The organism is Thermus sp. LT1-2-5, from assembly GCF_040363165.1.
Taxonomy (GTDB): Bacteria; Deinococcota; Deinococci; order Deinococcales; family Thermaceae; genus Thermus.
In genome coordinates this window covers 42,005-58,867 of sequence record NZ_BSRG01000007.1, presented here as the reverse complement: position 1 = coordinate 58,867, position 16,863 = coordinate 42,005, and the positions used below count along the sequence as shown (strand labels likewise).

At 67.0% G+C, this 16,863-nt stretch carries 17 protein-coding genes and 1 riboswitch; of the genes, 7 read left to right on the top strand and 10 right to left on the bottom strand.

Annotation, left to right across the window (positions count from 1 at the left end; genetic code table 11):
• Positions 1 to 2: 2 nt before the first annotated feature.
• The 7 genes from ABXG85_RS08305 to ABXG85_RS08275 all read left to right on the top strand — a co-directional run bounded on the left by ABXG85_RS08305 (position 3) and on the right by ABXG85_RS08275 (position 6,054).
• Positions 3 to 734, top strand: a complete 732-nt coding sequence (locus tag ABXG85_RS08305) for an MIP/aquaporin family protein (protein WP_353513252.1) — start codon at positions 3 to 5, stop codon at positions 732 to 734.
• A 9-nt stretch (positions 735 to 743) separates the two neighbouring features.
• Positions 744 to 1,493, top strand: coding sequence for a sugar phosphate isomerase/epimerase family protein (locus ABXG85_RS08300; RefSeq protein ID WP_353513251.1), 750 nt, complete (start codon positions 744 to 746; stop codon positions 1,491 to 1,493).
• A 10-nt stretch (positions 1,494 to 1,503) separates the two neighbouring features.
• The gene (locus ABXG85_RS08295; protein WP_353513250.1) at positions 1,504 to 2,406 is read left to right on the top strand and encodes a carbohydrate ABC transporter permease; all 903 of its coding nucleotides are present in this window, start codon (positions 1,504 to 1,506) and stop codon (positions 2,404 to 2,406) included.
• Entirely contained in the window at positions 2,399 to 3,214 is an 816-nt protein-coding gene (locus tag ABXG85_RS08290; RefSeq protein ID WP_353513249.1) for a carbohydrate ABC transporter permease, read from the top strand. The genes ABXG85_RS08295 and ABXG85_RS08290 overlap by 8 nt, the downstream gene beginning before the upstream one ends.
• An 11-nt stretch (positions 3,215 to 3,225) precedes the next feature.
• Positions 3,226 to 4,545, top strand: coding sequence for an ABC transporter substrate-binding protein (locus tag ABXG85_RS08285; RefSeq protein ID WP_353513248.1), 1,320 nt, complete (start codon positions 3,226 to 3,228; stop codon positions 4,543 to 4,545).
• Positions 4,546 to 4,631: 86 nt separating this feature from the next.
• Positions 4,632 to 5,366, top strand: coding sequence for a 5'/3'-nucleotidase SurE (gene surE / locus ABXG85_RS08280; protein WP_353513247.1), 735 nt, complete (start codon positions 4,632 to 4,634; stop codon positions 5,364 to 5,366).
• Positions 5,359 to 6,054, top strand: a complete 696-nt coding sequence (locus tag ABXG85_RS08275; protein WP_353513246.1) for a glycosyltransferase family 2 protein — start codon at positions 5,359 to 5,361, stop codon at positions 6,052 to 6,054. The genes surE and ABXG85_RS08275 overlap by 8 nt, the downstream gene beginning before the upstream one ends.
• On the opposite strand, the gene ABXG85_RS08270 is transcribed toward ABXG85_RS08275, so the two are convergent.
• The 10 genes from ABXG85_RS08270 to ABXG85_RS08225 all read right to left on the bottom strand — a co-directional run bounded on the left by ABXG85_RS08270 (position 6,051) and on the right by ABXG85_RS08225 (position 16,823).
• Positions 6,051 to 7,721, bottom strand: coding sequence for a ribonucleoside-diphosphate reductase subunit alpha (locus ABXG85_RS08270; RefSeq protein ID WP_353513245.1), 1,671 nt, complete (start codon positions 7,719 to 7,721; stop codon positions 6,051 to 6,053). The two genes, ABXG85_RS08275 and ABXG85_RS08270, sit on opposite strands and share 4 nt — an antisense overlap.
• A gap of 9 nt (positions 7,722 to 7,730) precedes the next feature.
• Positions 7,731 to 8,702 carry a ribonucleotide-diphosphate reductase subunit beta gene (locus ABXG85_RS08265; protein ID WP_353513244.1) on the bottom strand — a complete coding sequence of 324 codons (972 nt, stop codon included), beginning with the start codon at positions 8,700 to 8,702 and terminating at the stop codon, positions 7,731 to 7,733.
• A complete protein-coding gene (gene metE / locus ABXG85_RS08260; RefSeq protein ID WP_353513243.1) occupies positions 8,686 to 10,836 on the bottom strand; it encodes a 5-methyltetrahydropteroyltriglutamate--homocysteine S-methyltransferase in 2,151 nt (716 codons plus the stop codon). Before metE ends, ABXG85_RS08265 begins: the two co-directional genes overlap by 17 nt.
• Positions 10,837 to 10,840: 4 nt before the next feature.
• On the bottom strand, positions 10,841 to 11,203 hold the full coding sequence (locus ABXG85_RS08255; protein WP_353513273.1) for an acyl-CoA thioesterase: 363 nt from the start codon (positions 11,201 to 11,203) through the stop codon (positions 10,841 to 10,843).
• A 156-nt stretch (positions 11,204 to 11,359) separates the two neighbouring features.
• Positions 11,360 to 11,515, bottom strand: a riboswitch (cobalamin riboswitch).
• 53 nt (positions 11,516 to 11,568) lie between these two features.
• Positions 11,569 to 12,747, bottom strand: a complete 1,179-nt coding sequence (locus tag ABXG85_RS08250; RefSeq protein ID WP_353513242.1) for a di-heme oxidoredictase family protein — start codon at positions 12,745 to 12,747, stop codon at positions 11,569 to 11,571.
• Positions 12,748 to 12,750: 3 nt separating this feature from the next.
• Positions 12,751 to 13,797, bottom strand: coding sequence for an imelysin family protein (locus tag ABXG85_RS08245; RefSeq protein ID WP_353513241.1), 1,047 nt, complete (start codon positions 13,795 to 13,797; stop codon positions 12,751 to 12,753).
• Positions 13,794 to 14,708: an ABC transporter substrate-binding protein gene (locus ABXG85_RS08240; protein WP_353513240.1), complete on the bottom strand. Its 915-nt coding sequence runs from the start codon at positions 14,706 to 14,708 to the stop codon at positions 13,794 to 13,796. Before ABXG85_RS08240 ends, ABXG85_RS08245 begins: the two co-directional genes overlap by 4 nt.
• 7 nt (positions 14,709 to 14,715) lie before the next feature.
• Complete coding sequence (locus ABXG85_RS08235; protein ID WP_353513239.1) at positions 14,716 to 15,027, bottom strand: hypothetical protein; 312 nt, start codon at positions 15,025 to 15,027, stop codon at positions 14,716 to 14,718.
• Positions 15,017 to 15,799 (bottom strand): ABC transporter ATP-binding protein, encoded by a 783-nt coding sequence (locus ABXG85_RS08230; RefSeq protein ID WP_353513238.1) that lies wholly within the window; start codon positions 15,797 to 15,799, stop codon positions 15,017 to 15,019. Before ABXG85_RS08230 ends, ABXG85_RS08235 begins: the two co-directional genes overlap by 11 nt.
• Positions 15,792 to 16,823: a FecCD family ABC transporter permease gene (locus ABXG85_RS08225; RefSeq protein ID WP_486401644.1), complete on the bottom strand. Its 1,032-nt coding sequence runs from the start codon at positions 16,821 to 16,823 to the stop codon at positions 15,792 to 15,794. The genes ABXG85_RS08230 and ABXG85_RS08225 overlap by 8 nt, the downstream gene beginning before the upstream one ends.
• Positions 16,824 to 16,863: the final 40 nt, after the last annotated feature.

Below are 16,863 nucleotides of genomic sequence, written 5' to 3'. Positions count from 1 at the left end.
GCATGGTCTGGCCAAAGGTTCTCCTGGGAGAAACCCTCGGCACCTTCCTCCTCGTCCTCCTCACGGTGGGAAGCGCCGCCAACGCCGTCCTGGAGCCCCGCCTGCGCCCCGGAGCCTTCGGGTACGACGCCATCGCCCTGGGCTCGGGGCTTGCCGTGTTGGTGGGGGTCTTGGCGAGCCGCCCCCTCTCCGGGGCCCACCTCAACCCCGCCGTGACCCTGGCCTTCGCCTTGGGGGGCCTCTTCCCCTGGCGCTTCGTGCCCCTGTACCTCCTGGGCCAGTTCCTCGGGGGGTTCCTGGGGGCCTTGGGCGCCTATCTGGCCTACCGGGAAGGCCTCCTGGCCCAGGGCCTCCCCAACGTGTTCAGCACCGGGCCCGGCTTTCTCCGCACCGCCCCCGAGGCCCTCTACGGCTGGACCGGCCCGGCGGTGGCGGAGACCTTGGGCACCTTCGCCCTCATGGCGGTGATCCTCTTCGCCGGCAGGGACGGGAGGATCGTGGCCCTCTGGCTGGCCCTCACCGTGGCCGCCGTGGGGTATGGGCTTGGGGGGCCGGGAGGGTTCGCCCTGAACCCGGCGCGGGACCTCTCCCCCAGGCTCTTGGCCTGGCTCCTCGGGGTGGAGGGGGCGGCGAGCCCCTACGCCCTGGTCCCCGCCCTCTTCCCCGTCCTGGGGGCCGCCTCGGCGGTGGCCCTATTCCGCCTGGCTGACCGCTACCTGACAGAGAAGCCCTAAAGTCCGGGCATGGACCTAAGGGTTTCCCTGCCCGTGGGCGAGGTGGAGGGGCGCCTCGAGGCCCTCCGGGCCTGGGGGGTGGGCCTCGAGGTCTACCTGGACCCGGAGCACCTGGAGGACGACGACCTCTTCCAGGCCCTTGGCCGGGCCTTGGCGGAGGGCCCTAGCCCTTCCGTGCACCTGCCCTTCTGGAACCTGGACCTCCTCTCCCCCGACCCCGAGGTGCGGGGACTTAGCCTACGGCGCCTCCTCTTCGGCCTAGAGCGGGCGGCGGAGCTGGGGGCAGACCGGGCCGTCTTCCACTCCGGCATCCCCCACGGCCGCACCCCGGAGGAGGCCAGGGCCCGGGGGGAGGCCCTTCGGGAACGCCTCGGGCCCGTGGTGCGCCGGGCGCAGGCGGTCGGGGTCCGCCTCCTCCTGGAGAACACCCACGAGCCGGGGCCCGAGGCCCTTCGGCCCCTCCTAGAGGCCTACCCGGAGACCATGGGCTTCTGCTTCGACGCCGCCCACGCCCGGGTTTTCAGTCGGGTGCCCGAGCCCGAGCCCTGGCTCGCCCTGAACCCGGAGCACCTTCACCTGAACGACACGGACGGGGTCTACGACCGCCATTGGAACCTGGGAACGGGGGTCCTGGAGCACGGCCGTTGGCTTCCCCCGTATCTAGGGCGGCCCCTGGTCCTGGAGGTGCGGGGGGACCCCCAACCCTCCCTGGACCTCCTGCGGCGGGGCCTTGACCTTACCCTGACGCGGGGGCGGTAGCCTCCGGCCTGTGGAGCGAGTCCTCCTCAGGCAAAGCCGTAGGGCGGGGCGAAGCGCCCTAGACCCCTTTCCCTTCCTCCTTCCCGCCTACGGCCTTTTCCTCCTCTTCCTCATCCTTCCCGTCCTGGACGCCCTCTGGCTTTCCCTGCACCAGGAAAACCTCTTCGGCAGGGGGCGGGAATGGGTGGGCCTCGGGAACTACCTCGAGGTCCTCACCCGGCCCGAGTTCTGGCGTAGCGTGAAGACCACCCTTCTCTTCGCCCTGATCACCGCGCCCCTGGAACTCCTCCTGGGCCTCCTGGCCGCCCTCCTCGTCTACCGCCCCTACCCTGGGGTGGCCCTCTTCCGCACCCTCTTTTTCCTCACCACCGCCGTGCCCACCGCCGTGGCCGCGGTGGCCTGGGGCTGGTTCCTCCACCCCGTGGGGGGATGGGCGAACCGCTTCCTGGCCGACTTGGGCCTCGCCCCGCAGGCCTGGCTCACCTCCCCCGAGCTGGCCCTGCCCACCCTGGCGGTTATCACCGCCTGGGCGGGGGTGGGCTTCACCGCTATCCTCCTCACCGCCGGCCTCCAGAACATCCCGGAGGAGGTCCTCGAGGCGGCCACCGTGGACGGGGCGGGGCCCTGGACCCGCTTCTTCCGCATCACCCTGCCCCTCCTCTCCCCCACCCTCTTCCTGGTGGGGCTCCTGGTGGTCCTCAAGAGCCTCACCGCCTTCGGCCAGATCCACCTCCTAACCCGCGGAGGCCCAGCGGAAAGCACCATGGTGTGGATCTACCGCGTTTATCAAGACGCCTTCTTCAACTTCCAAGTGCCCCTGGCAGCGGCGGAAGCCTTCCTCCTCTTCCTGGTCCTCTTGGGTCTCGCCGCCTTGCAGTTTTGGCTCTTGGGCCGGAGGGTGCACTATGCGTAGGAGGCTCCGGCTCCTCCCCACCTACCTCCTAGCCTCCCTCTACGCCTTCCTCCTCACCCTACCCCTCCTCACCCTCCTCTCGGCGAGCCTCCGGAGCGAGGCGGACCTCTACGCCCCTACCCTCCTACCCCCCAACCCCACCCTGGCCCCCTACGCCGAGGCCCTGGCCAAGTTTCCCTTGGAGCGGTTCCTCCTCAATAGCCTCCTGGTCTCCGCCGCCGTCACCTTGGGGGTTTTGGCGACGAGCCTCCTCGCCGCCTACGCCCTTACCCGGATGCGCTTCCGAGGCCGGGAGGCGCTATTCGGCCTGGCGGTGGCCCTCCTCCTGGTGCCGGGGGAGGTGACCTTCCTGCCCCTTTACCTCCTGGTGGACCGCCTGGGGTGGCTGGACACCTACTGGGCCCTGACCGTGCCCTTCCTGGCGAGCCCCTTGGGGGTCTTCCTCCTGCGCCAGGCCCTGAGGACCATCCCGGAGGACTACTTCGACGCCGCCCGCATCGACGGGGCCAGCCACTGGCAGGCCCTGCGCCACGTGGCCTTTCCCCTCACCTTGCCCGCCCTGGGAGCCCTCGCCGCCCTCACCTTCATCGGCACCTGGAACATGTACCTCTGGCCCCTGGTGGTCACCAAGAGCCGGGAGATGCAAACGGCGCAGATCGCCGTGAACTTCCTCCTCAACGAGGAGGTGGCCCGCTGGAACGTGGTGGCCGCCGGGGCCATCCTGGTCCTCCTTCCCACCCTGCTCGCCTTCCTGCTCGCCCAAAGGGCCTTCGTGAAGGGGATCGCCCTGGGCGGGCTGAAGGGATAAGGAGGTAGAACATGCGGACGTGGTTGTTGGGACTCGCTAAGGCCAGCGCTTTGGGATGGCTCCTTCTTTCTCCTTCCTTGGCGCAAAAGGTTACCGTGGAGTTCTGGCACTCCATGGGGGGCGTGTTGGGCGAAGCCACGGAGAAGCTGGTGCAGGAGTTCAACCAGAGCCAAAACGCCGTGCAGGTGAAAAGCCAGTACGTGGGAAGCTACGACGACGGCATCAACAAGCTCCTGGCCGCCCTGCGGGCGGGTCGGGGGTACCCCCATGTGATCCAGATCTACGATATCGGGGCCCGGATCATGGCGGACTCCGGCGCCGTGGTACCCCTGGAGGACCTAGCCCGCAAGGACGGCTTTGACCTGGACCGCTTCCTACCCCAGCCCCGGAACTACTACACCCTCGAGGGAAAGCTCTACGGGCTTCCCTTTAACTCCTCCAACCCCATCCTCTACCTCAACATGGCCGCCTTCCAGGAAGCTGGGATCCCCTTCAAGCCCACCTGGTCCCTCAAGGACCTGGAGGAAGCGGCCCGCAAGCTCACGAAGAAGGACGCCCAAGGGCGAACCGTGCGCTACGGGCTCTCCATCCCCATCGACTCTTGGTTCGTGGAACAGATCTCCTACAACTCCGGGGAGTACTTCTGCAACAACGAGAACGGCCGCAAGGCCCGGGCCACGGCGGTGACCTTCGACAACGAGGCGGCGGTGGCCTTTTTGGACATGTACGCCCGGCTGGTGCGGGAGGGGGTGGCGGCCAACACCGGGCGCAACTGGGCCGACTCGCAAAGCCTCTTCGCCCAAGGCCAGGCGGCCATCGCCGCCTACTCCACGGCGAGCCTCACGGGGGTTTTGCGCCAGGTGGGGGGACGCTTCCCCTTGCGCACCGCCTTCTACCCGTACCTCCGGGAGCGGAACGGCGTGGCCATCGGCGGGGCCGCCCTGTACGTCCTGAAGGGGTTCTCCGACGCGGAAACGCAAGCCGCCTGGCGCTTCGTGCGCTTCCTCCTGGAACCGAAGACCCAGGCGGCCTGGCACCTGAACACGGGCTACTTCCCCGTGGTCAAGGGGGTGACGGAGCTCCCTGAGGTGCGCCAAGCCCACGTGCGCCAGCCCAACTACACCACCGCCATCCAGCAACTCGCCACCAGCAAGGTGAACCCCGCCAGCGCCGGGTGCCTCATGGGCTCGTTCCCCGAGATCCGGCAGTACGTGCAGGCGGCCTGGGAGGAGGTGCTCAAGGGTAAGCCCGCCCGGGAGGCTCTGCGGGAGGCCAAGGCCCGGGCCGACGCCGCCTTGGAGCGGTACAACCGGAGCGTGGCGGGGCGCTAAGGCTCCCCTCGCCCCCGCCCCGGCCCCGTCCCGGGGCGGGAATCTTTCCTGACCCCGGCCTGACACCCGGGGCCTACCGTGAGGGCATGCGGATTCTGGTGACCAACGACGACGGCATCTTCAGCCCCGGGCTTTGGGCCCTGGCGGAGGCGGCAAGCCGCCTGGGGGAGGTCTTCGTGGTGGCCCCGGAAACGGAACAGAGCGCCACAGGCCACGCCATCACCATAGCCCACCCGGTGCGGGCCTTTCCCCACCCGGCTCCCCTTCCCGGGCCCGACTTCCCCGCCTACCGGGTGCGGGGCACCCCCGCGGACTGCGTGGCCTTAGGCCTTCACCTCTTTGGGCCCATCGACCTGGTCCTTTCCGGGGTGAACCTGGGGAGCAACCTGGGCCACGAGATCTGGCACTCGGGCACGGTGGCCGCCGCCAAGCAGGGCAGGCTGTTCGGCCTCTCCGCCGCCGCCTTCAGCGTCCCCATGAACGGGCAAAACCCCGACTTCACCCTCCTCAAGCCCTGGATCGTGCGGACCCTCGAGGCCCTCCTCCGGCTGGAGCGCCCCTTCCTGGTGAACGTGAACCTTCCCCATCGGCCCAAGGGCCTCCTCTGGACCCGCCAGTCCGTGCGGGCCTACGAGGGGGTGGTGGTGCCCGGGGAGGATCCCATGGGGCGTCCCCTGTACTGGTTCGCCGCCCGGCCCCTCAAGGAGGCGGAGGAGGGCACGGACCGCTGGGCCGTGGCCCAAGGCTTCATCGCCGCCACCCCCTTACGGCTAGACCTCACGGATGAGGCCCGCCTGCAGCCCGGTCTAGCCCATGATTAGCGTCCTCATCCCCACCAAGGGCCGCCCCGCCTTTCTCCTCCAGGCCCTGGCGTCCCTGCGGCGGCAAACCTTCCCCTGGTTTGAGGCGCTGGTGGTGGAGGACGGGGACGGGGAAGGCCTGGAGGCGGCCCGCTCCCTCCAAGACCCCAGGATCCGCCCCTTTTGGAACCACGGCCGGGGCCAGGTGGAGGCCCGCCTCACGGGCCTAGCGGAGGCCAAAGGGGAAATCGTCCTCTTCCTGGACGACGACGACCTTCTCCTCGCCCCCACCTACCTGCACCGGGTCTGGCGGGCCCTCCGCGGTGGAGAGGGGGTGGCCTATGGGGAGGGGGTCTTCCTCCTGGACCTCGAGGCCCTCCCCTTTGCCCCGGGGGAGGTGGGGGAGTGGCTCCTTCGGGACAACCGCATCCTGGCCTCGGGCACGGCCTTATCCCGGGCCTCCCTCCTGGCCCTAGGCGGCCTCGACCCCGAGATGGGGGACTACTGGGACTGGGACCTGTGGCTCCGCGCCTACCGGGCGGGCCTCCCCTTTCGCTACCTGCGGGGCCCCAACGTCGGCGTGCGGGTCCACGGGAACAACCAAAGCTACGGGCGCCGCTTGGCGGAGCGCGCCCTTTACCTGGAACGCCTCCGGGCCAAGCATGGCCTTCCCCCCACCCCCGTCAAGGATCACCTGCAGCTCTGCTAGCCTTCGCAGGCCCGGCAGGAGAGGAGCAGGTCGCGGCTGTAGGCCTGGGCGGCGCTGGCGCTAAACTGGTAGTAAAGGCTCTTTAGCCCCGAGCGCCAGGCGTGGAGCACGAGCTCGTTCACGTCCTTGGGTGGGGCCTCCGGGTGGATCACCAGGTTCAAGGACTGCCCCTGGTCGATGTGCCGCTGCCGGGCCGCAGCCAGGTTCACCAAGGTTTTCTGGGAAACCTCGGCGAAGGTTTTGAACACCGCCTTTTCCTCCTCGCTCAGGAAGTCCAGGTGCTGCACCGAACCGTTGTGCTCTAGGATGCTCCGCCAAACCTTTTCCTCGTCCTTACCCTTTTCCCGAAGAAGCTCCTCCAGGAAGGGGTTTTTGAAGGGCACCCGCGCTTTCTGCAGGTCCTTCAGGTAGTAGTTGCTGGTATAGGGCTCCACGGAAGGGGACACCTGTCCCAGGATGAAGGAACTGGACTTGGTGGGGGCGATGGCGAGGAGGGTGGCGTTGCGCCGTTCCATGATCTCGGCCAGCTCGTCCTCCGGGTGTCGGGCGCGCAGCCAACGAGAAGCTTCCTCCGCCCGCTCCCGGATGGTTTTGAAGATGAGGTTGTTGAGGAAAAGGGCCTCGGCGCTCTCCAGGGCCACACCCTTGGACTGCAGATAGCTGTGCCACCCTAAGACCCCAATCCCGATAGCGCGGTACCGCTTGGCGAAGCGCACGGCCCGCTCCATGTAGGGGATGCCCGCAGCCTTCTCGATGAAGTCGTCCAACACGGAGTCCAGGAAGATGACCAGGGTCTCCACCGCGTCCGTGTCCTTCCACCGATCAAAGTGGAGGAGGTTTAAGGAGGAAAGGCAACAGACGAAGCTCTCCTCGGGGCTAGAGGGGAGCATGATCTCCGTGCAGAGGTTGCTGGCGTGAATCTGCTTACCCAAGGCGCGGAAAATCTCAGGGGCCTGGCGGTTGGCGTTGTCCCGGAAGAAAATGTAGGGAATGCCCACCTCGGCGCGGCTCTTTAGGACAGCGGCCCAACGATCCCGTTTCTCCCGGTCCCCCGCCACCATGGCCTCGAGCCAGTCGTCCCCCACGCTCACCCCCCAGAAGAGGGACTGGATCTCGGAGTTTTCCCGTTGGATCCGGGTCCACTCCCAAAAGTCGGGGTGCTCTATGGGCAGGTAGGCGGCGCACTGGCCCCGGCGGGTGGAGCCCTGGTTGAAGACCTCGATGGCCCGGTCAAAGAGGCTGGCAAAGGCGTAAGAGCCGTTGCTCTCCCCGTTATCGCGGATGGGGGCACCCCGGGGACGGAGCTCCCCCAAGTACACGGAGGTTCCACCCCCCTGCTTGCTCATCATGCCGATTTCCGCCACCGCCCGCAGGATGGAGGCGGTGTCGTCCTCCACGTACGTGCCGTAGCAGGAGATGGGCAGCCCCCGCTTGAGGCCGTAGTTGGCCCAAACGGGCGTGGCCAGGGAGTACCAACCGTAGGCCATGTAGCGCGAAAACTTCTCGGCGAAGCCGGGGATGCCCGTGAGGGCCTCGGCCCGCGCGGCAATCTGCCGCACCCGCTCCTCCACGCTGACCCCAGGGAGGAGGTAGCCCCGGCTCATGTACAGCCGCGTCCACTCGTTAACCCAGTACCAAGGCTCGTATACCCGTTTCACCTCAACCATGGCGCCTCCTTAAAAAAGCTCGTCCGGATCGTAGCTCTGCACGCGGCGTGCGTAGGCCACGCTGCGCTTGTTGAAGAAGTCCACCTCCTTATCGGCGAGAAGCTCCAGGGAGAACCACTCGGTGTCCCGAAGGAGCTCGGCCCGGGGCGCGAAGGGGGCAGGGAGGCCATGAAGGGAAAGAACCTCGTTGTAGCGGTGCTTGAGAAACTCCAACACCTCTTCCCGGGAAACCACCCCTAAGTCGCCCTCGGCGAAGATCCAATCCACCAAGGCCTCCTCCCCCTGGAAGAAGCGCATGGCCCAGGCCAGGGCCTCCTCGGCAAAGCCCTCGCCGAAGCGCTCGGGAAGCTCCTGTCGGAGGAGGCGGAGGAGCTCTACCCCGAAGAGGCCGTGGATGTTCTCCTCCTTGCTGGTGGCCTCTATGGCGTTGGAAATGCCCTTGAAGCGCCCCGAGCGGCGGTTGATGGCCATGAGGGCGTAGAACTGGGAGAAGAGGGAGATGTGCTCCGTGAAGGCGGCGAAGAGGAGGAGGGCGTGGGCGTACGCCTTTAAGTCCTCCTGGCGAGCGCGGCGCAGAACCTCCTGAAGGAGGCGCTGGCGTTCCTTTAGGGCGGTTTCCTCTTCCAGGGCTTTCTGGAAGCGCTCGTTGAGGCCAAGGAGATCCAGAAGGTGGGCGTAGGCGTTGGCGTGGCGCACCTCGCTTTCGGCGAAGGTCATCCCCACCTCCGCCACCTCCGGCTTGGGGAAACGGTCGTAGATCCGGGCCCAGAAGAGCTTGACGGCGAGCTCCACCTGGGCGATGGCCAAGAGGGACCGTTCCACCAAGGCCCGCTCCTTAGGGTCGGCTAGGGCGTAGTCCTGCAGGTCAGCGGCGTAGCTGAACTCCGTGTGCACCCAGTAGCTGTGCCGGATGGCATCCCGGTAGCGGAGAAGCCCGGGGTACTCGTAGGGGCGGTAATGAAGCCTAGGCTGAGTGAGCATTCTCACCTCCAAAACGCTTCCGAAGCCGACGCGCAGCCTCCACTATGGCCTTCAGGTTGCGCTCCACCTCGGCCCAGGTCCGGGTTTTGAGGCCGCAGTCTGGGTTTACCCAAAGGCGTTCCGGGGCAATGTGCTCCAAATAGGCCAACAACCGCTTTTCCATCTCCTCGCTGGAGATGGCCTGAGGGGTGTGAACGTCGAAGGCCCCAGGGCCCAGGGCAAGGTCCAAGCCCCTTAGTTCCTGGAGGAAATACGGGTCCTGCCGCGCCGCTTCCAGGCTGACCACGTCGGGGTCCATGGCCTCCAAGAACGGCCTGAGGGTGGAGTAATCGGAGTAGCAAAGGTGGAGGTGCACTTGGACCGAAGGGCCAACGGGAGCTGCCCGCTGGAAAGCTTCCCGAACCAGGGTCAGGTAACCCGGCCGCTCCTCCGAACGCAGGGGTAACTTTTCCAAAAGGGCTGGCTCGTCTATTTGGATGAAACGGAACCCCGCCGCCTCAAGGGCCCGGACCTCTTCCCCTACGACCTCAGCCAAGTTCAGCACGGCCTCGGCAAACCCCACCCCCTCTGGCAAATAGCTCCAAGCAGCGAGGGTGATAGGGCCCGTGAGGATTGCTTTCACCGGCTTATCGGTGAGGCTTTGAGCGTAGGACAGCTCGTCTAGGACCAAAGGCCTTCTCCGCCTGACGGGTCCCCCCAGGATTGGAGGACGGTAGACGCGGCTCCCGTAGGACAGCACCCAGCCCTCGGGATTGAGATAAAACCCCTCCAAGCGCTCGGCGAAAAACTCCACCATATCGCTCCTCTCGGGCTCCCCGTGGACCAACACGTCCAGCCCCAAATCCTCTTGGAAACGTATGACCCGAGCGATGGCTTCCCGTATGGCTTCCTCATAAGCCTGAGCCGAAATCCTGCCCGCCCGGAAACGCGCCCGCAAAGCCCGAAGCTCAGGGGTTTGGGGAAAACTGCCAATGGTGGTGGTGGGAAAAAGGGGTAGGCCGAGGTCCCGTTGCGCCTCCTTGCGAACCTCCCTCGAGGGCCGGGGCCCGGGAGAAGGGGGCAGGGTGGGCAACGAAGGCGAACCCTCCTGGGGCCGCCAGGCTTGCGCCAGATCCCAAGCCTCTCCCTCCCCGCACAACATACGGGCCAGGAGGGAAAGCTCCCAAAGCCGCTCCTCAGCAAAAGCCAGCCGGCCCTCCAAACCAGGAGGCGATGCCTCCACCCGCCAGGGCAGGTGGTACAGGGGCGCCTTAGGAGCAAGCCAAACCTCGCCCTCCTTGCCCACCTCTTGCAGGTGGGCGGCTACCTCAGAAAGGGGGGTACGCCAAACCCCCTGCCCCTCCACCACCCCTAGGATTGGGATGGCAATCGCTTGAAAACGGCCCTGACGAAGAATTTCCACCCCTAGGCTGGCTGCAGTCCAGGGCAGAGCATAGAGTTCCTCTGGAGGCAGCAGATAAGGGGTAAGAAGAGCGAGGGGTAGAACCTCCAGAAAGCGGGTGTAAAGCTTTTTGAGGACAGGCGCATCCTCAGAAGCCCCGTCCAATCCTAGGGCAGGCTCCTCCAGAAGGGCCAAGGTGGCTCCTGCCCCTTTGAGCTGGGCCAGGAACTCAACGTATACCTCCCCGAGGGCCTCGAGGTGGCGGACCAGATCTCGTCCTGCCGGAGGGTTCTGTGCCAGGCGAAGTAGGGTGTATGGCCCTAACAGGTGGGGAAGCCCCTCGGAGTCCTTGCGGAAAGCCTCTAGGGGCTTATTCCAGTGAGGCTGATAACGGGGCGTTTCAGGAAGAAGGGGTGCCAAATAATGGTAGTTGGTGCCAAACCATTTCCGCAAGGGCAAAGCGTCCTTACCTCGAGCCAGGGCGTAGTACGCTGCCGCGTCCTTTGGATCCACGGGGTAGACGCCCACCATCACCGCCAGGTCCAAGAGCGGGTCGTAAAGGCTCATCTCCCCCACGGGGTAAAGTTCCACAAAGCGGCGGTAGGTGGAAAGCCGGAGTGCCTCCAAGACCTCCAACCCCTTCCAGAACGCCTCCTCCGTTACAACCCCAGACCAAAAGCCCTCCAAAAGTTTCTTGTACTCCCGCTTCGGGCCCAAGCGGGGAAAACCATAGGCCAAGGTCTTGACCCTCATACCCTTACCCCCTCTCCAAAGGAGGAACCGGGGTGGGCCGGCCCGCCTCGTCCAACGCCACCAACACAAACCCACCCCGGGCGGCCAGATAGGGCTCTCGGCCCGCCTCGAGGGGCTCCACCCACATCTCCACCTCCACACGCATGGAGCTCCGCCCCACCTCCACCACCCGGGCCACCAGCTCCACGATGGAGCCCTGGGGCACGGGATGGCGGAAGTCCACGGCGTCGGCGTGCACCGTGACCACCTTGCGCCGGGCGTGGCGGCTCGCCGCCACGAAGGCCGCTTGGTCCATCCAGGCCATGGCGGTGCCGCCGAAAAGCGTCCCGTAATGGTTGGTCTCTCCTGGGAACACGGGGTACACCATGCGGGTTTCCCGCACAAAAACCTCCTTCACACGGCCAAGGGCCGAACCTGTCCAAGCCTCCTACCCTCGCCCCTGTGGGGCAGCTCGACTTTTAGGGGAGTGCGCCTTTTTTAAGGTCCCACGGGCATCACCACCTTCACCCTTGCCTCGAGGGCTACGGGGTAGGACCGCGAAGCGGGTACTCGGGCTTCCGGCCAAAGGGGGCCGGTCACCGTTGCGGGACAGCGCCGGACTCTCACCGGACTTCCCCCGCCGCCCACGGGCGTCCAGGCCTGTCGGCCTGGCATCGCGGCCAGGACACCCTAAGTCTTGGGTGTCCTGCGGAGGAGGCTACCACGGGTTGGGGGTAGCGTCAAGCCTCCAGACTACAACCCCTCCAGAAAGCGAAGCAAGGCCTCGCGGTCCTCCTTGGAAAGGGCCATGAAGCGGCGCTTGGCCCCTTCCGCCTCACCCCCGTGCCAAAGAATGGCCTCCTCGAGGGTCCGCGCCCGCCCATCGTGAAGGTAGAGCTCCTCCCCAAGCACCTTCCGGGTGAGGCCAATCCCCCATAAGGGCGGGGTGCGCCATTCGGCAGGGGCGGCGTCCCCCTCGGCCACGCCGTCGTCCAATCCCGGGCCCATGTCGTGGAGGAGGAGATCGGTGTAGGCGGGAAGCCCGGCCAGGCTCGGTTGGTGGCAGGTGGCGCAACCGATTTGGGCGAAAAGGCGCCTTCCCCTTAGGGCCTCCGGCCCGTGGCGGGGAGCGGGCACCGCCAGGAGCTTGAGGTAGGCGACCACCGCCTCCAACTCCGCCTCCCCCACCTCTATCCCCCCTTCATCGGGGAAAAGGGGCGTGGAAAGGCCCATGTCCTCCCGGTAGGCCAAGGCGGCCTGCTCCTTTAGGCTTGCCACCCCCGCCTTCCACCCAAAACGGCCCACCTCACCCCCAGCCAGGCGGGCCACCCTTCCCGAAACCCCGTCCCCATCCCGGTCCTCCGGGTCTTGCGAGGCGAGAAGGGCGCTTTCCGGCACCGCCTCCAGAAGCCCCCCGCCGAAGACGGGTGGAGCCAGGCGGAGGCTATACCGGCCCGGAACCGGCCTCCCCGAGGGGTCCAGGACCTCCAGGCTAAGGCGCCTGAGCCGATAAGGGGTCCCATCGGGATAGCGCCCCACCGCTTCCTCCCAGCGGAGGAGGACCTGGCCCTCCGGTGGGTAGCCTGGCAGGGCGTGGTCCTGGAGCTGCACCCCGAAGCGGGGGTGGGGGGCGGTCCCATCGAGGGCACGGGCGCGCACCAAGGCCTCGCTACGTCCCTCGAAGGCGAGGCGCCCCCGCCCGTCCCGCACGTGGCACCCGGCGCAGGATTGGTGCACAAAGAGGGGGCCCAAGCCGTCCTCCCGCACGAAGATGCGGTTGAAGGCTTGGTCCCCTCGGCGAAAGGCCTCCAGAGCCTCGGAGGTAAGCCCAGGCAGGGGGTGGCCGAAGGCCCGAGAGGAAGCGTCCTGCACCCAGTAGCGGGCGGGAAGGGCGCCGAGAAGGAAAAGGGCAAGCCAAAGAAAGCGGCGCACGGCCTAGCGGAAGAGGGCCTCCAAGGCCCGGAGCAAAGGCTCCACCTCCTCTGCGGGGGCTTGAGCCCGCACCTTGGCCTCGAGGGCCACCACCAACTTTAGCGCCTCCTCCTCCTGGGGCATCCCCGCCAGGGCGGCCCTAAGGCCCTCCAAGGCTGCTAGCCCCTCATCCACCTCCCCCTCCACCAGGTACTCCTCCCGGAAGGTGCGGAGCCAAAGGAGGGCCCGCTCTCCCGCATCGCCCACCGGGGCCTGGGCCAGGGCGCGATGGAGGTCTTGGGCTCTGGCTATGGCCAAGGCTACCTGGGGGTGGTCCCAGTTGCCCTCCAAGGGGCTCGGCAGGGCCGCTACCGCTCGCTCCAGGTCCAGGGCCAAGGCCCAGACCGGGCCCGGTAGGGGAAGCAAGGCGAAGGCTTGGAGGAGACCCCGGACATTGGCCCGGTAATCCTGGGCCGAGCGCTGAGCGTACGGGCTTTCCGGGTTCTTGAGCTTTTCGGCGAAAAGCTCCTCGGCGAGTTCCAGGCTTGCGGCGTAGAGCTCCAGGGTCAAATCCGTCTCGGAGGCTTCCTCCAAATAGGCCAAGTAAGCCTCCCGCATACGGGAAGCCTTCTGGGCCAGATCCTCCGCCAACAGGGCCAGATGGCGGGCGGCCTCTGGGGTGCGGGCAGGCTCCTGGTAAAGGAGGTATTCCAGGGCGTGGAAGCCCCGAACCTCAGGGGGCAGGTCCTCCACAGGCTTCCCCAAGGTGCGCCGGAGGTCCTCTGGGCTTACGGGCCAGGTGTCCAGATACGGATCAAAGTCGCCCACAGGCCCAAAGGCGAAGGCTTCCAACACCTCCCAAGGCTCCCGGGCCAGATGCCAAAGGACCCGGAGCCGGTTCAGGCCCTCGAGGGTGGGGGCTTCCGCATAGGCGCGGGCCGCCTGGGCCAGAAGCCGGGCATTTTGAACAAGCTCTCCAAGGAGGGGCTCCACCTGGGCCCGAAGGTCCGCCCTAAACCCCTGGGCGAAGGCCGCGGCGAGGAAAAGCAGTCCTACAGCAAAGCGCCTCATTGGCCACCCCCCACGCTACGCCAGACCTCTTCCACCAGGACTCGGGCGGAATGGGGGCCCCCGTAGGTCCAGGTGTTCGGGGCCAGGGGCAGCACCCGAGCCCGATTTAGCCGGAGCAGGGGACCCACCGCTGGGTCGCTCAGGGGGTTATTCTCGGGCTGGGCAACGAGAAAGACGAGCACGCCCGGGTTGTCGCGCACCAAACGCACTAGTCCCTCAGGACCCACTCGAGAAAGCCCATACGCCTCTGCCTTTCCGGTCCAGGCGTTCTTCAGGCCCAGGGCCTCCAGGAGCTCGGAAGCCAGGGTGTCCCGGGTGAAGACGTTGTAGACCTTCTCCCGGGCCCAGGCCTGGACCAAGAGGAAGGACCTACCGGAAAGCCCCTTGCGCCCAAGCTCCTCCGCCCGCTCCCGCAGGAAGCGGTCCAAATCGGAAAGGATCCTCTCCCCTTCCCGTTCCTTCCCTACCAAGCGGGCGTGAAGGAGGAAGTGCCGCCGCATGGCGGCAAGTTGTCCCTGGGAGGGGAGATAGTCGTATAGCGCCGTGGGGGCGATGCGGGAAAGCTCGGGGTAGAACCGCCCCTGAAAGCCCGTGTAGCCCAAGACCAGATCGGGCTTAAGGGCGGCCAGGCGCTCCAAGCTCGGGCTCATGCGCCCTCCCACATCCTGGATCCCCTGGGGAAGCTCCATCCTCACCCACTTGGGGAAATCCGCCAGATCTGCCCCCGCCACGGGCTGCACTCCTAGGAGGAGAAGGTCTTCCAAAGGCCGCCAGTCCAGCGCCGCCACCCGCGCTGGGGTCTTGGGCAGGCAAACCTCCCCCAAGTCGTGGGGCACCCGCCCGCCCGGACAGGACCCCTGCGCTAAGGCCAAGGAAACCAGAAAGCTCACAAAAAGTGTTTTCGTCCGCATAACCCTCCTAGTTCAGATGACGAAAGTACGCCACCGGTGTCGCCGTTTGCCAAACAAGCCCCCGCTTTAACAGGCGAAGGAGCTCCCACCCCTCCCCCTCCCGAAAACGGAGGCCCACCGCCCCAAGCCACACCACCCCGTCACCACCCCGCGCCAAGAGGTCCTCCAAAACCTGGGCCAGGAACCGGAGGCCCTCCGGGGTAAGGCGAAAGGTGGCGGCGTCCCAGTGCAGGTGGTAGGTGCCCCCGTTGCAGGCACAACGGGAAAGGTACCGGGTCTCGGAAACCCGGGCCACCACCTGGGCGTGGTCAGGCTCCACGGACCACCTCCTTGGGCACGGGAAGGAGGAAGCGGAAAGTCCCCGGTTGTCCCAGGGCGTGGAAAGAAACCTCGTAGACGTCCTCCAAAAGCCCCGGGTGCAACACGGCTTGGGGCTCCCCGTAGGCCACGGGCCTGCCGTCTTTGAGGAGGAGAATCCGGTCGGCGAAAAGCCCCGCCAGGTTCAGGTCATGGAGCACCGCCACCACCGCGCTTCCCTCGTAGGCCAGGGCCCGAAAAAGGCAAAGGAGCTCCAGGGCATAGCGGGGGTCCAGGTGGTTGGTGGGCTCGTCTAAGAGGAAAAGGCGGGCCTCCTGGGCGAGAAGCCTGGCCACCTCCACCCGCATGGCCTCGCCCCCGGAAAGGCTGGGGAAGAGCCGCTCCTTAAAGCCTGCGGCCTGGGCCCGCCCTAAAGCCGCCTCCACCTTGGCGTGGTCCTCCAGTCCCTCCCGTCTACCCCAAAGGTGGGGAAGCCGCCCCAGAAAGGCCACCTCGTAGGCGGTGTAGGGAAAGCCCATCTCCCGGTTTTGGGAAAGCACCGCCCGCACCTGGGCCAGGCGCTCCGGGGTGTAGGCGGCCAAGGGCTGCTCCTGGAGCCACACCTCCCCCTGGGAGGGGCGGAGCTCCCCCGAAAGCAGGCGAAGGAGCGTGGTCTTGCCGCTCCCGTTGGGGCCGAGGACGGCCAGGAACTCCCCCCCGCGCACGGCGAGGTCCACGCCCTTTACCAACCACCGTTCCCCCACGCGATACCCTAGGTTTTTCGCCTCAAGCACGGTACACCTCCCGCTTGTAACGCAGGACCAAGTAAAGGAAGAAGGGCCCCCCGAGGAGGGCGGTCACCACCCCCACGGGGATTTCCGCAGGGGCGGCCAGGGTACGGGCGAGAAGGTCCGCCCCCACGGCGAGCCCCGCGCCCAAAAGGGCCGATCCCGGAAGGAGGTAGCGGTGGTCGGGCCCCGCCAAGAGGCGGAAGAGATGGGGCGCCACCAAACCCAGGAACCCCACCCCGCCCGCCAGGGCCACCGCCACCCCCACCCCTAGGGCAGCCCCCGCCACCGCCCGGCGCTTCAGGGCCTCGAGGTCCACCCCCAGGTGGAAGGCCTCCCGTTCCCCCAGGGCCAAGGCGTTCAGGGAACGGGCCAGGGGAAGGAGGAGGAAAAGGGCGAGGAGGGCCAAGGGCAGCCCAGCCAAAAGAAGGCGCCAGGTAAGGGCGGAAAAGCCCCCAAGGGTCCAAAAGGTGAGGCTACGGAGCTCCTGCTCGCTCGCCAAAAAGGTGAGGAGGCCGATCCCTGCCCCCACCAAGGCGTTCAGGGCGATGCCCGAGAGGAGGAGCACGGAAACCTGGACCCCCAGGGGCGTCCGGGCCAAGCGCCAAAGCAGATGGGTGGCGAGGAGTCCGCCCAAGAAGGCGAAGAGGGGAAGGGCGTAGACCTCGAGGACCCCCGCCCCGGGCCAGAGGACGATGAAAAGGGCTGCTCCCAAGGCCGCCCCCGAGGACACCCCAATGAGCCCCGGGTCCACCAGGGGGTTGCGGAAGAGGCCCTGCAACACCGCCCCCGCCAAGGCCAAAAGCGCCCCCACCAGGGCTGCCCCCAGGACCCGGGGAAAGCGGAGGGCGGTAAGCACCTGATACTCCACCCCTTCCCCCTTTAGGAGGATGCCGGGGATGGCCAAGGGCGGGATGGGGTAGGCCCCAAGCCCCGCCCCCAAAAGGAGGGCCAGGACCAAGAGGAGGGCCAGGACCAGGAGGACCAAACGGTACCGCCGGGAGCGGGGGAAAACGAGGCTCTTGGTCACGGAACTTCCTCCCATAGGGCCTCAAGGCTCGGCGGTAAGG

Coding starts and splice junctions, on each gene's coding strand:
- ABXG85_RS08305 (WP_353513252.1), top strand. CDS start 3: ATGGTCTGGCCAAAGGTTCTCCTGGGAGAAACCCTCGGCACCTTCCTC.
- ABXG85_RS08300 (WP_353513251.1), top strand. CDS start 744: ATGGACCTAAGGGTTTCCCTGCCCGTGGGCGAGGTGGAGGGGCGCCTC.
- ABXG85_RS08290 (WP_353513249.1), top strand. CDS start 2,399: ATGCGTAGGAGGCTCCGGCTCCTCCCCACCTACCTCCTAGCCTCCCTC.
- ABXG85_RS08285 (WP_353513248.1), top strand. CDS start 3,226: ATGCGGACGTGGTTGTTGGGACTCGCTAAGGCCAGCGCTTTGGGATGG.
- surE (WP_353513247.1), top strand. CDS start 4,632: ATGCGGATTCTGGTGACCAACGACGACGGCATCTTCAGCCCCGGGCTT.
- ABXG85_RS08275 (WP_353513246.1), top strand. CDS start 5,359: ATGATTAGCGTCCTCATCCCCACCAAGGGCCGCCCCGCCTTTCTCCTC.
- ABXG85_RS08270 (WP_353513245.1), bottom strand. CDS start 7,721: ATGGTTGAGGTGAAACGGGTATACGAGCCTTGGTACTGGGTTAACGAG.
- ABXG85_RS08265 (WP_353513244.1), bottom strand. CDS start 8,702: ATGCTCACTCAGCCTAGGCTTCATTACCGCCCCTACGAGTACCCCGGG.
- metE (WP_353513243.1), bottom strand. CDS start 10,836: ATGAGGGTCAAGACCTTGGCCTATGGTTTTCCCCGCTTGGGCCCGAAG.
- ABXG85_RS08255 (WP_353513273.1), bottom strand. CDS start 11,203: ATGGTGTACCCCGTGTTCCCAGGAGAGACCAACCATTACGGGACGCTT.
- ABXG85_RS08245 (WP_353513241.1), bottom strand. CDS start 13,797: ATGAGGCGCTTTGCTGTAGGACTGCTTTTCCTCGCCGCGGCCTTCGCC.
- ABXG85_RS08240 (WP_353513240.1), bottom strand. CDS start 14,708: ATGCGGACGAAAACACTTTTTGTGAGCTTTCTGGTTTCCTTGGCCTTA.